This is a genomic window from Nocardioides sp. HDW12B (assembly GCF_011299595.1).
Lineage (GTDB): Bacteria > Actinomycetota > Actinomycetes > Propionibacteriales > Nocardioidaceae > Marmoricola_A.
Genome location: NZ_CP049867.1, coordinates 931,765 through 944,360 on the forward strand (window position 1 = coordinate 931,765; position 12,596 = coordinate 944,360).

Below are 12,596 nucleotides of genomic sequence, written 5' to 3' on the forward strand. Positions count from 1 at the left end.
GCCCGTGCCGACCTACGTCGCCTTCCTGCGCGCCATCAACCTCGGCGCCACGCGCAAGCTCCCGATGGCGCTCGTAAAGGAGCACCTGCCTGCGGCGGGCTACACCGACGTCGACACCTACCTGGCCACCGGCAACGTCCGCGTCACCACCGGCGCCCGGTCGGCGGCCAAGGTCCGCGCCGACCTGGAGAAGCGCTTCGCCGACGCGGGCGGCTTCGAGGTGCCGACCGCGGTGCTCACCCCGGCCGAGCTGAGCGCGACGTACGACGAGGCGGTGGCGCTCGACGTCGACGCCGTACGCCGCTACGTCGCCTTCCTGCCCGACCCGCCCTCCGACGAGGCCCGCGCCGCGCTGGCGGACTGGGACACCGCGGGTGAGGGGGTGCACCTGGGGGCGCGGCACCTGCACTGGTGGACCGACGGCGGCACCACCACGGCGCGGATCTTCCAGCCCGCCCAGCTCAAGCGGCTCGGGCTCCAGCTCGCCACCACGCGCGACCTCAAGGTCGTCACGACCCTGGCAGAGAGGTGGGGCGTGTGAACGCCGAGAACACCGCGGCCGAGTTCCGCCGCGCCGTCGAGGCCGGCGACCCCGACGCCCTGGAGCCGTTGCTGGCCGAGCACGTCGTCTTCCGCAGCCCCGCGGTGCACACGCCGTACGAGGGCCAGGTCGCGACCATGATCGTGCTGCGCGCGGTGACGCGGGTCTTCGAGGACTTCCGCTACACCCGGTCGTACGCCGAGCAGGGGCATGCTCTGGGTGGCCACGCCCTGGTCTTCGAGGCGACCGTGGCCGGCAAGAGCGTCGAGGGCATCGACCTCATCCGTGTGGACGGCGACGGGCTCATCGACGACCTGCGCGTGCTGGTGCGACCGTTGTCGGGGATCAACGCGCTGGTGGCGCGGATGGGCGAGGAGATCCCGAAGGTGATGACCGACATGGGCCTCGGCTGACGCCGTCTCAGCGGGCCCGCACGATCGTCGAGCTGCGCGACCAGGGGCTCGTGCCCTCCGCGTTGACCGCGGCGACCCGGAACTTGTAGCGGCCCTTGCTCAGCCTCACCGTGAGGGATCGGGCGTCGGCCGCCGCCGTGCGGGTGACGCGGGCGACCACCTGGCCGGCGGCGTTGAGCTTCTGCGCCTGGACGGTGTAGCCGGTGATCGCCAGCCCGCCGGTGTCCCGGGGGGCGGACCAGCGCGCGGTGGCCGTCACAGCACCGCCCCTCGCGCCGCTGGCGGCCCTGCCGATCGCCGGCGCGGCGGCAGCGGTGAAGCCCTCGTCGACGCTGCCGTCGCAGTCGTCGTCGAGGTCGTCGTAGGCCTCGGTGGCGCCGGGGTTCACGGCGGCACTGGCGTCGTCGCAGTCGTTCTGGAACACGCCGTAGCCGTCGCTGTCGCTGTCGCTGCCCGGGTCGACGTACGTCGTGAAGGTCATGTCATCAGCGGGGTCGTTCACGTTCCAACCGGGCTCCCAGAGAGGGCCGATCATCTCGGTGAGTGCGGCGCCATCCGTGTACGGCGTGTCCCGGTCCATGCCCCAGGCGACGCTCTTCTCCCGTTCCGCGTCGCTGCTGAGCACCAGCGCGTAGCTGGTGCCTTGCTCGACCGGTGCAGGGACATCGAGCTCGATGTCCGTGACGACGTTTGCGAACTCGGTGAGGTCAGGGATGTCGGCAAGCGCGACGGTCGTGTCAGCGAGGACGTCATCCGAGGGGAGGCCGTCGGACAGGGTCCGGACCTCGACGGTCAACGACGTGTCGTCGAGGGTGTGGCCTACCTGGCGCAACGAGACGTCGACCCGGTCCAGGGCACCGGTCCGACCTGCGGTGAAGGTCTGGGCGCGGCTCGCGATCTCCGAGACCTCGTAGTTGTAGACCTGCCGTGCCTGCGTCTGGTCCGCCGTGCTCGCTGCCCAGGCGGCTGGACCCGCCACGGCGACAGGAAGGGTGACCGCGAGGGCGGCCGCGGACGTGAGCAGGGCGCGTCGTCCCGAGCTGAACATGTGAACTCCCCGTGGTCCCGCTGCTGCCCCGAGCAGCCGCGGTGGTGCGTCGCGCCGCTCCAGCCATGAAACGCCTCGCTGACCCGTCCGCTGCGTGCGGAAGGTCCCGAGATCTGGCCGGTCGCCCTCGCGGCTCAGGCCCCGGCCGGGTCCTCCAGCGAGGCGAGGTACGCCGACAGCCGGGCGTCGATCTCCTCCTGGGGGATGTCGCGCTCGCGCAGCTCGGCGTACCACTGCGACGCGACGGCGTTGGGCGCGCTGAGCTCGAGGGCGATGTGGTCGGGGTCGCGGAAGTTCAGGTGGTGGCAACTCCATGTCGCGGATCGGGGTGTGCTCGACCCCGAGCGCCTCCAGCCGCTCCTGCCAGGCGACGAGCTCCTCGCGGGTGGCGACGCCGAGACCGAGGTGGTCGAGGCCGGTCCGCAGCTCGGTGAAGGGCTTCTGGTCACCCCCGTCGTGGCGCGCCAGCGCCACGGTGAGGGACGTCGGCCGGTGGCAGAGGATCCGCACGTAGCCGAAGTTGGCCAGCCGGACGAGGCCCAGCACCTTGCGGTAGAACGCCTCGCTGCGGTCGAGGTCGGTGACCGTCAGCGCGACGTGGTCGACGCCGTGGAAGACGGTCATCCGCGCCGGCCGCCGTCGGCGCGGCGCGTCGTGCGGACCAGTCTCGGGTGGTGCCAGAGGTTCAGGCAGGCCCAGACCGGACGGGTGCTCTCACGGCCGAGCGTCTCTAGGATCGTGGTCGATGTCCTCATCCGGGCTCTCCTCCGACGACGTGTCTCCGGTCGAACGTCGCACCGGCGGCGCTGCGGTCGCGTCCGGGAAATCCCTCAACCCCGGGGGACTGGTGGGGCGGGAGGCCGAGCTCGTCCGGCTGACCGAGCTCGTCGCGGGCGCCGCCGGCGGCCGCTCCGGCGCCCTCCTCGTCACCGGCGAGCCGGGGGTGGGCAAGACCGCCCTCCTCGAGGCCACCCGCGACGTCGCCACCGGCTTCTCCTGCCTGGTCGTGCGCGGTGTCGAGTCGGAGATGCAGCTCGCGCACGCCGGTCTGCTCGGGCTCCTCAGCCCGCTGCGCGACCTCCTCGGTGAGCTGCCCCCACCGCAAGCGGCCGCGCTCGGCTCCGCGCTCGGCTGGTCGACCGCGAGCGCCGTGTCGGACCGCTTCCTCGTCGGCGCCGCCACCCTGTCCCTGCTCGCGGCGGCTGCCGAGCGCCGCCCGGTGCTCGTGCTCGTCGACGACCTCCAGTGGGTGGACCGCGAGTCCGTGTCGGCCCTCGCCTTCGCCGCGCGCCGACTGGGTCCCGATGCGGTGGCGTTCGTCCTGACCGAGCGCGACGGCACCGGTCCCGTGGACCTCGTGCAGGACTTCCCGACCCTGCGCGTCGGAGGACTCTCCGCGACGGCGGCCGCGCCCCTGCTGGACGGCCTCGCCGGACCGGTGCGGGAGCGGCTGGTCGCCGAGACCGGCGGCAACCCGCTCGCCCTGCTCGAGTCGTCGCGTGCGCTCGACCACGCCCAGATGGCCGGAGCGGCGCCGCTGCCGTCCCCGCTGCCGGCCGGTGACCGGCTCCGGGCGCTCCACCGAGGCACCGTCGACGCGTTGGGTGCGGACGCGTGGCGGGCGGTGCTGCGGCTCGCGCTCAGCGCCGACCCCGACGAGGGGGACCGCGAAGCAGCCGGCCTCGACGAGGCACGGACGCACGGGGTCGTCGTACGCGACGGGCTGCGTCACGAGTTCCGGCACCCGCTGCTGCGCAGCGCCGTCCTCGAGCGAGCCACGGCCGCCGAGCAGCGCGCGGTCCACGCGGACCTGGCGGCGTCGCTGCCCGCGGGCTCCCGCGCGCAGGTCTGGCACCGCGCCGCGTCGGCGCAGGAGCCGGACGCCGGTCTCGCCACCGAGCTGGCCCGGGTCGCGGAGGCGGACCGTGACCGGCTGGGCCACGCCGCCGCCTCGCTCGCTCTCGAGCGGGCCGGCGCGCTCACCCCGGACCCCGAGCTGGCGGCCCAGCGGCTGGCGGCCGCGACGCAGGAGGCCTTCCTGACCGGCGACGTCGTCCGGGTGCGGCGCCTCGCGGCCCGCGTGCTCGACAGCGGCGCCTCGGCCCGCACGCGGGGCGAGGTGCTGTGCATCGCGGGGATGCTCGAGCAGTACGCCGGCTCCGTGCCGGCCTCGGTCGAGCACCTCCGCGAGGCCGCGTCCCTCCTCGACGGCGTGATGCTGGTCCGCGCCCTCCACGAGCTGGCCATGGCCTGCTTCCGGCTCAACGACGCGGCCGGGCTCACCGACTGCGCGAGGCGGACCGACGAGGTGGCCGACCCCGAGGACCCGGAGCAGCAGCTGCTCGGCCACTTCACCGGCGGGTTCGCGCTGGTGCTGGCCGGAGAGTTCGAGCAGGGCGCGGCCAGGCTCGCCGAGCTGCGGCGGCTGGCCGACCACCCCGAGCTGCGCCACGACGCCCGCGTGCTGCTGTCGATGGCGCTGGCCGCGGGCATCACCGGGCAGGTGCGCGACGCCGTCACCGTGGGTGCGGTCCGGCTCGAGGAGGTACGCCGCCGGGGCGCGATCGGCGTCCTGGTCCCGTGCCTGGCGATCCTGGCGGCGGGCCGGGCCTGGCTGGGCGACCACACCGGGGCCTTCGCCGACGCCGGCGAGGCAGCCGACCTCGCCACCCACCTCGGCTACGCCGCGGACGCGTCCCTGGCCGTCGAGATGCTGGCGTGGCAACAGGCGGCGCGCGGCCTGCACGACGACGCGCGGGCGTCACTGGCGCGCGCCCGTGACCTCACCGACCGGGCGGGCACGAGCAGTGCTGCGGCCCACCAGGCGCTGACGGCGGCGTTCTGCGCCCTGTGTCGCAGCGACCCGGCGGACGTGGTGGCGACGCTGGAGCCGCGGCTGGCGGTCGACGGCGGGGTCGGTGCCGGCGGCGAGCCGCTCGGGGTCGCCCCGCTGCTGGTGGAGGCGTACGTCGCCCTCGGCCGGCTCGACGACGCCGTCGCGCTGACCGCCCGGTACGCCGACGTGGTCCCGTCCGCCGGTCCGCCGCTGTCCGTCGCGCTGCTCCAGCGCTGCCACGTCCTGACTGCCGCTTCGGAGAGCGTCGCCGCCGCCGCGTTCGACGCGGCGATGCTGGCGCACCAGCCCGCCGACGACCCCTTCGAGTCGGCGCGGACACAGCTGCTGTTCGGCAGCCGGCTCCGCCGTACGGGACAGCGGGTGGCGGCCCGCACCCACCTCGAGGCCGCGCGCGCGGCCTTCGACGGCATGGACCTCACGCACTGGGTCGGCGTCGCCTCCGCCGAGTTGGCCGCGACCGGGGCCACCGCGCGGCGCGACGCCGGTGCTGGCGCGCAGCCACTGACCGCACAGGAGACCCGGGTGGCGCTGCTGGCTGCGCAGGGACTGTCGAACCGGGAGATCGGCGCCTCGCTCTTCCTCAGCCCGAAGACGATCGAGCGCCACCTGAGCAGCGTGTTCCGCAAGCGCGGCTTCCGCTCGCGCACCGAGCTCGCCGTCGCCTTCGCGCGGGACGCCTGACCTCGATCGGGAGCCCGATGGGCCATGATCGGCGCATGAGGAACCGGCTGGCCTGGGGTGCGGCGCTGTGGGCGGTGCGCCCGGTGTACGTCGCGATCGAGCTGGCGGTGGCCGGGCTGACCACCGGCAGCTACTCGGTGGTCGACGACACGGTGAGCGACCTCGGGGCTTTGAGTTGCTCGGCCGACTTCTGCTCGCCCGCGCACGCGCTGATGAACGGCACGTTCATGGGCGTCGGGGCGCTGCTCGCCGGCGGGGCGCTGCTGCTCGCGCCGCGCACCGGCCGCTCCGTGACGACGCTGCTCGTGGTGTCCGGCCTCAGCTCGGTCGCCACCGGGTTCGCCCCGGTCGACGTCGACGGCCGCCTGCACGCACTGGCGGCCACGCCGCTGTTCGTGTGCCAGCCCGTGGCCCTGGTGGTCCTGGGCCGGCGGCTGCGGGCGAGCCGTCCGCGCACGTCGAGGGCGCTGGTCGTCACCGGCGTGATCACGGCGGCGGGTGCGGTCGGGTTCATCGCCGGCGGCGACACCGGCGCCGGGGCGTGGGAGCGGTTGGCGCTCTGGCCGGTGATCGGAGCCCTCGCGGCCGCCGGTGTCGCGACCGGGGGCGGCGTACGTCGATCCGCTCCGGGCCAGGTGGCCGCCGACCTACAGTGACCGCATGTCCACCGGCACCGAGCCTGCGCGGGTCGACGTAGTGCCGTCGGCGTCGCCGCGCGGGCGGTGGAGCCGCCGCCGGGGGCTCACCACGCTCGGTGTGCTCGCGCTGCTCGTGGCCGTGGGGGTCCTGGCCTGGATCTGGCGCCACCCCACGTCGCCCTTCGACACCAGCTACGGGCTGGGGGTCGAGCGCGCGAGGGGCGAGCCGGTGTGGACGACGCTGATCACTCCGGGCGAGCACGGAGACGACACGGTGACGCTGCGCGGCCTGACGCCGAGGACGCGGCTGATCCCCTCGGGTGGCGGACTCGCGCGACCGGGTCCACCGGTGGAGGTCGAGTACGTCCTCTGCGAGATCGATCCGGACGTCGCCGACCGACCGGGGCTGGAGCAGTCCCCGCTCGGCCAGGAAGGCTTCGACCTGGACTCCTACTGCGCCAGCACGCGCCCCGCTGAGGGGGCCACCCTGGAGCCGGGCTCCGTGCAGCAGGAGGTGATCGTGGGCATCACCCTCGACGTCCCGGGCCGTGTCGCCGTGCGAGGCCACGTCGTGGACTACCAGAAGGGCTGGCAGGTGGGGACGGACGTGATCCCCGTCCGCACGTGGGTGCAGGTGCGCCCGCGCCGCTGAGCGCGCCGGCTCAGTCCGCCACGACGTACGTCGACCCCGTCGCCTGTGTCTCGGTCGCGCGCGGGAGTCGGCGGACCGCCGGGGACAGCAGCACCAGGCCGCACACGACCATCCAGACGATGCCGGCCGTGACCAGCACCGGCCCGTAGCCGACGTGCTCGCCGAGCGGGCCGAACAGCAGCTGCCCGAGGGGCATGGCGGCGAACGACCCCAGGGCGTCGTACGAGAAGGCGCGCGAGAGCTGGCGCTCGTCGATGTGCTCCTGCATGGCGAGGTTCCAGCCCATGTTGAACACCTCGAAGCCGGCGCCGGCGAGGACCGCGGCCGCCATCAGCACCGGGAGGTGCGCCGCACCGCCGAGCAGGACCAGCGGCACCCCGAACGCCGCGATCGCAGCCATGCCCCACAGCAGCGGACGCTGCAGCGGCACCCGCAGCAGCACGGCCGTCATGAGCAGCAGCCCGACCGACTCCGCCGACAGCACGAGCCCCCAGCCGCGGGCGCCGATGGTCTCGAGCGCCTGGGCGGGGCCGACCGTCAGCCAGGCGCCGCTGTGGATCGCGTTGAGGAGCGCGAAGCCGAGCACGACCTGCCACAGCCACGGGGTCGTGCGGAAGAGCGTCCAGCCCTCGCGCAGCTCGGCGACGTGGCTCGGGCGGCCGCCCTCGGGGGCCGGAGGCCGCGGCGGCAGCCGCACCGGCAGGAGCAGCGCGGCGGCGAGCGCCCAGGCCAGGCCATCGACGGCGAGCGCCCATCCAGGCCCGACGGTGACGACGAGCAGCGCCGCGACGGTGGGGCCGAGGATGGTGAGGCCGCCGCGGGCCATCGAGATCAGGGCGTTGGCCTGCTGCAGCGACGTGCGGTCGACCAGCTGCGGGGTCATCGCGGCCACGGCCGGGAAGGAGATCGCCGACATCGTGCCGGTGATCGCGCTGAGGACCATCAGCCATCCGATCGTGGCGGTGTCGGTCAGGAAGAGAGTGGCCATGACGCCCTGACCGAGCGCCGAGCCGACGTACGCCGTCCGGATGACCAGCGTCCGCGGCAGCCGGTCGGCGACGACGCCGCCGACGAGGAGAAAGCCGATGAGCGGCACCGTGTGCGCCGCGAGGACCAGGCCGAGATCGGCGGCGGAGCCGGTCAGCTCGAGCACGCCGAAGGCCAGCGCGACCCCGGCCATGGTGATGCCGAGCAGGTTGACCACCCGCGAGGCGTAGAACCACGCGAAGCTGCGTTGCCGCAGCGGGGCGACCGCGTCGCGCCACGTCATGACGGGTCGTGGCGCATCGGGAAGGACGCGATCGTCAGGCTGACCGGTTCGGTGCCGGGAGAGCGGGGTGGCTGCGCCTGGTCGTGCAGCAGCGAGGTGGCCTGCATGAGCAGGTCGCGGACCTCGACGAAGACCTCGGGCGTGACCCAGAGCTCGGCGTCGGTCAGCGCGCCGCCCACGTCGGGACGCCGCAGCCGGTGGCGACGCCGCAGCTCCTCGGCGAGCGCGGCCACGGCGAGCTCGGTGGCCTCGCCGGTCGCGGGGTCGGTGTGGTCCGGGGGCGGCGGCTCCCCGCCCGGGCGGTCCGCGGCGCGCCACGGGTGCCGGTAGCGCTTGGCCACGCCGCCGCGGATCTTCTCCTCGCCGGCGACCACGATCTCGCCCGCGTCGAGCAGCAGGCGCAGGTGGTACGACGCGTTGGCGTGGGTCACCTCGAGCTCTCGGGCCACCTCGGCGGCACTCATCTCGGTCCCGGTCAGCAGCGACAGGATGCGGAGGCGCAGCGGATGGGCCAGCGCCCTCAAGGACGGCACGGACTCGGACACAGGTGACCTCCCAACGACTGTTGGACAGTCTGGAGGGCTGTGCGGGCTGCTGTCAAACACTTGTTGGGGGGTGGTGCCGATGTCGGCGCTTGTCAGCGCTGATCACTGGGGAACATCGACGTCGCCTGGTGACCTCGATCGTCCCTGATCGCCCTCGCCCGCCCGGATCCGAGGCTCTCGTCATACGTCCGGACGGTCTGCGGGGCTCCCGGACCGTCCAGGCGTATGACGAACGCGTGCATGCCTGCTCCGAACCAGCTCGGGACTGGATCGAGGCTCCTCGTCATACGTCCGGACGGTCTGCGGGGCTCCCGGACCGTGCAAGCGTATGACGAACGCCGGCATACCTGCTCCGAACCGGCCCCAGACCGGCCTCGGAGCGGCCCCAGACGGACGACGAGCCCGGACCGTGGCGGTCCGGGCTCGACGTTCGGTGCTGTCGGCCGACCGGGACGGCTGGCCGCCCGATCGGATCGTGCAGGTGTGGCGCGGGTGCGCTGTGTCAGCCGGTGACCGGGGCGGTGCCGGCAACCGGCGCCGGGGCCGGGGCGGCCGGCGGGGCCGGGGTGTCCACGGCCGGCGCGGCGATCGCCTCGCCACACGTCGCGTTGGCCACGATGGCCTCCGCACCCGTTGCCTCACCGTCGCCGAGCGTGATCGCCAGGCCGTCGACACTGAAGCCGCCGTCGTCGGTCGTGGACTGGCGGTTCGCCGTGATGGTGACCAGCGGATTCTCCGGAACGATCGCCTGATTCTGCGCGACCGCTGGGACAGGGACCTGCTGGCCGAGGAAGCTCAGCCGGGCCAGTTCGACACCCCCCTGGTCGCCTTCGCAGTCGACGCTCAGTACACCGATGCTGACCAGCGGAGCCGTCGGGTCGAAGGAGTCGCAGAAGCCTTCCAGGTCATCCAGGCCGGCACCCTCGGGTAGAAGGTCGGCCAGGAGGTCGTTCACCTCCGGCGGCACGCCCGGAATGGGCGGCAGCCCCGTCGCCGGCGGGTCGGGGAGCCCCGCCGTCACCTGGGCGCATCCATCCTCCAGCTGGGTGAGGATCGCCTGCACCTCCGCGGGAAGCTGCTCGCTGCTCGGGGCAACTTCCAGGTTCGTCAGCTCGACCGAAGCGAAGTCGTCACCGGCCGTCAACTCGCCGATTGTGGCCGAGAGGCCCAACGGGTTCGCCGGGAGAGCGCCGCCCGTGACCTGCTTGGTCGACCCGTCGGTGCTCTCGACGTACGGCGTCGGAGGGACCGCCTCCTGCCCGCCCGCGGTGGCGGACAGGCCGTACGCCGACGACTTGGTGGCGTCGGCGGAGGCGGCTCCCGGCGCGGTGACGAGCAGGCCGACGCCTGCGGTGGCGGCAGCGAGGGCGGTGGCGGTCGCCGTCGCCGCGAACGAGAGGGTTCTCATGGGTCGTGCCTTTCGTTGGGTTGATCAGCGCTCGTCGACGATGACGAGCGTTCCGAGCGGAACCTGGGTGAGGAGGTCGAGCGCCTCCGCCGGGACACGGATGCACCCGTGGCTGGCGGCGGTGCCGAAGACGGATTCGTCCGGCCACCCGTGCAGGGCGACGGTCCCGGGGCCGCCGCCGTACGAGTCGAGGGTGTCACTGTGCGAGCCCAGCGGCAGGATGATCGGCGAATAGGACTGGTTGTCGTCGATGACCGAGCCGAGCAGGAACGTCCGCCCCGGCGGTGTCGGGGTCGACGGCTCGCCGATCGCGACGGGCCACGTGCCGAGCGTCGAGCCGTCGTAGACGATGTCGATCGTGCGCGAGGTCAGGTGCACCCGGACGACGTACGGGCTGCGGGCGGTCTCCACGCGGCTCTCGCGCAGCCAGCCGCTGGCGCCGTTCGGCCGCGAGGGCAGCAGCACCTTCACCCAGCCGTCCTCGCGACCCACGACCGGCAGCCAGGTGTCCTGGAACTGCTGCGGCGGCACCTTCGCGAACGGTCGCTTGCCGGGGGTGGCGTAGACCGCCAGCGTCGTCGTCGGGCGCACCACGTCGCCCTCGGTCTCGGCCAGGGAGCGGTCGAGGGGTGCGTCCGGCAGCGTGGTGTTCGTGGTCGCCGGGGTCAGGGACGCGAGGTCGAGCGGGGGAGGGGTGGCCTTCTGCATCGTGCGGCCGGGCTCCGAGCGCTGCGCCTTCGGCTTGTCCGCGCGCGCCTCGCGGCGCGGCTGCTCGGCGACCAGCTCGGAGTCGCCCCCGCGCATGACGCCCAGCGCGCCGGCGGCAGCGAGCACCACCAGCACGGCGACCAGCACCAGCACGCTCGTACGGCGCACCTGCGACTCCCTCCCCGGACCTCGCCCCTCGCACGGCCCGGTGACCACCGTCACGGTAAGGCACGACGACCGAGCACGCACGTGGTCAAGGGCGATTCGGGACGTTGGTCCTGCGCGGGCTTCCCGGGCGCCGACCGGCCGCGCCTCGCGCCGCGACCTGCCCCCGGAGCCGCTGACCGGCGCTAGCGTGCCCCCATGAGCCACCTCGAGGTCCAGACCGCCGGCGGCGTCCGCCGGATCACCTTCACGCGTCCGGAGGCGTTCAACGCCATGAGCGAGGAGATGGCCGCCGGGCTGGTTGACGCTCTGGACTCGGCCGCCGACGACGAGGCGGTGCGCGTCGTGCTCGTGACCGGCACGGGGGCGGCCTTCAGCGCCGGCGTCGACCTGACCGGGGACGACCCGGTCACGAACTTCGACGACTCCACGCTCGTGGGCGCCAACACGATCATCCGCAGCGTCACCGGCCTGCCGAAGCCGGTCGTGGCCGGTGTGAACGGCATCGCGGCCGGGGTGGGGGCCTCGATCGTGTTCGCCTGCGACCTGCAGGTCACCACGTCCTCGGCTGGTTTCCTGCTGGCCTTCAGCCGCATCGGCCTCATGCCCGACGGTGGGTCGTCGTTGACGGTGGCCGCCTCCGTCGGCCGCGCGCGGGCGATGCGGCTCGCGCTGCTCGGGGAGACGCTGGGCGCCCAGGAAGCCTTCGACGCAGGGCTGGTGAGCCACGTGGTGGCCGACGACGACTACGACGAGCAGCTCGAGAAGGTGGTGTCACGGCTGGCCCGCGGCCCGGCGCTGGCGTTCGCCCGGACCAAGGACGCCGTCAACACCGCCACCCTCGGCGGCCTCGAGGACGCGCTCGAGCGCGAGCGCGCCGGTCAGGTCGCGCTCTTCGCGACCCACGACGCCTCGGAGGGCATGAAGGCGTTCGTCGGCAAGCGCCGCGCCGACTTTCAGGGCCGCTAACCGCTAGCCCCGCCCCGAGCGTGCGGAATCGCGCACAAGTTCGTGCATGTGACCCCTGAGGCCCTCAGACGTCACATGAGCGGTCTTGTGCGCGGTTCTGGCGACCCTCAGGCGACGGCCGCGCCGGCGTTCCTGACCTCGTCGATGGCCGCGGCGGACGTGCCGGGCTGGACACCGGCGCAGAGGTCGGTGAGGACACGGGTCCCGAAGCCCTGCTTGAGCGCGTCGAGCGTGGTCGCCCGGACGCAGTAGTCGGTGGCGATCCCGCAGATGTCGACGTCGGTCACCTCCTGGCGGCGCAGCCAGTCCGCCAGCGCCACGCCCTCGGCGTCGCTGCCCTCGAAGCCGGAGTACGCCGCGGCGAACTCGCCCTTGCGGAACACGGCGTCGAACGGCTCGGGGTCGAGGTTGGGGTGGAAGGCCACCCCGTCGGAGCCGGACACGCAGTGCGGCGGCCAGGTGTCGACGAAGTCGGGCGCTGCACTGAAGTGGTGGCCCGGGTCGATGTGGTGGTCCTGGGTGGCGACCGCGACGGCGTACTCCGGGGCGTCGGGACCGCCGGCCGACCAGCGGTGGAGCAGCTCGGTGATGCGCCTCGCCACGTCCGCACCGCCGAAGACGGGCAGGCTGCCGCCCTCGCAGAAGTCGTTCTGGACATCGACGACGATGAGTGCGCGCTTCATGGGGTCAGCCTAGACAAG

The 12,596-nt window shown here is 73.7% G+C and carries 12 protein-coding genes; 6 read left to right on the top strand and 6 right to left on the bottom strand.

The genetic code is table 11. From position 1 onward, the window contains the following. Window positions 1-4: 4 nt before the first annotated feature. Both G7072_RS04405 and G7072_RS04410 read left to right on the top strand, forming a co-directional pair. Complete coding sequence (locus G7072_RS04405; protein WP_166084427.1) at window positions 5-541, top strand: DUF1697 domain-containing protein; 537 nt, start codon at window positions 5-7, stop codon at window positions 539-541. Continuing rightward, on the top strand, window positions 538-954 hold the full coding sequence (locus G7072_RS04410) for a nuclear transport factor 2 family protein (RefSeq protein ID WP_166084428.1): 417 nt from the start codon (window positions 538-540) through the stop codon (window positions 952-954). The genes G7072_RS04405 and G7072_RS04410 overlap by 4 nt, the downstream gene beginning before the upstream one ends. Window positions 955-961: 7 nt before the next feature. Here the strand turns inward: G7072_RS04410 and G7072_RS19705 are convergent, their stop codons facing one another. Further along, window positions 962-2,626 (bottom strand): VOC family protein, encoded by a 1,665-nt coding sequence (locus G7072_RS19705; protein ID WP_206063279.1) that lies wholly within the window; start codon window positions 2,624-2,626, stop codon window positions 962-964. A 121-nt stretch (window positions 2,627-2,747) separates the two neighbouring features. Between G7072_RS19705 and G7072_RS20190 the strand changes: the two genes are divergently transcribed. Genes G7072_RS20190 through G7072_RS04440 form a run of 3 tightly spaced genes read left to right on the top strand, consistent with a single transcriptional unit; the run spans window position 2,748 to window position 6,830 of the window. After that, a complete protein-coding gene (locus G7072_RS20190; protein ID WP_166084429.1) occupies window positions 2,748-5,540 on the top strand; it encodes a LuxR family transcriptional regulator in 2,793 nt (930 codons plus the stop codon). Between the two features lie 35 nt (window positions 5,541-5,575). Further along, window positions 5,576-6,196: a DUF998 domain-containing protein gene (locus G7072_RS04435; protein WP_166084430.1), complete on the top strand. Its 621-nt coding sequence runs from the start codon at window positions 5,576-5,578 to the stop codon at window positions 6,194-6,196. Window positions 6,197-6,200: 4 nt separating this feature from the next. Further along, window positions 6,201-6,830 carry a hypothetical protein gene (locus tag G7072_RS04440; protein ID WP_166084431.1) on the top strand — a complete coding sequence of 210 codons (630 nt, stop codon included), beginning with the start codon at window positions 6,201-6,203 and terminating at the stop codon, window positions 6,828-6,830. Between the two features lie 10 nt (window positions 6,831-6,840). On the opposite strand, the gene G7072_RS04445 is transcribed toward G7072_RS04440, so the two are convergent. The 4 genes from G7072_RS04445 to G7072_RS04460 all read right to left on the bottom strand — a co-directional run bounded on the left by G7072_RS04445 (window position 6,841) and on the right by G7072_RS04460 (window position 10,929). Beyond that, window positions 6,841-8,100, bottom strand: coding sequence for an MFS transporter (locus G7072_RS04445; RefSeq protein WP_166084432.1), 1,260 nt, complete (start codon window positions 8,098-8,100; stop codon window positions 6,841-6,843). Further along, window positions 8,097-8,645 (bottom strand): helix-turn-helix domain-containing protein, encoded by a 549-nt coding sequence (locus G7072_RS04450; RefSeq protein WP_166084433.1) that lies wholly within the window; start codon window positions 8,643-8,645, stop codon window positions 8,097-8,099. The genes G7072_RS04445 and G7072_RS04450 overlap by 4 nt, the downstream gene beginning before the upstream one ends. A 502-nt stretch (window positions 8,646-9,147) precedes the next feature. Beyond that, the gene (locus G7072_RS04455) at window positions 9,148-9,789 is read right to left on the bottom strand and encodes a hypothetical protein (protein WP_166084434.1); all 642 of its coding nucleotides are present in this window, start codon (window positions 9,787-9,789) and stop codon (window positions 9,148-9,150) included. Between the two features lie 288 nt (window positions 9,790-10,077). Continuing rightward, window positions 10,078-10,929, bottom strand: coding sequence for a L,D-transpeptidase (locus G7072_RS04460; protein WP_206063280.1), 852 nt, complete (start codon window positions 10,927-10,929; stop codon window positions 10,078-10,080). Window positions 10,930-11,124: 195 nt separating this feature from the next. On the opposite strand from G7072_RS04460, the gene G7072_RS04465 reads away from it, so the two are divergent. Beyond that, window positions 11,125-11,895 carry an enoyl-CoA hydratase gene (locus tag G7072_RS04465; protein ID WP_166084435.1) on the top strand — a complete coding sequence of 257 codons (771 nt, stop codon included), beginning with the start codon at window positions 11,125-11,127 and terminating at the stop codon, window positions 11,893-11,895. A gap of 107 nt (window positions 11,896-12,002) precedes the next feature. On the opposite strand, the gene G7072_RS04470 is transcribed toward G7072_RS04465, so the two are convergent. Next, window positions 12,003-12,578 (bottom strand): isochorismatase family protein, encoded by a 576-nt coding sequence (locus G7072_RS04470; RefSeq protein ID WP_166084436.1) that lies wholly within the window; start codon window positions 12,576-12,578, stop codon window positions 12,003-12,005. Window positions 12,579-12,596 lie beyond the last annotated feature (18 nt).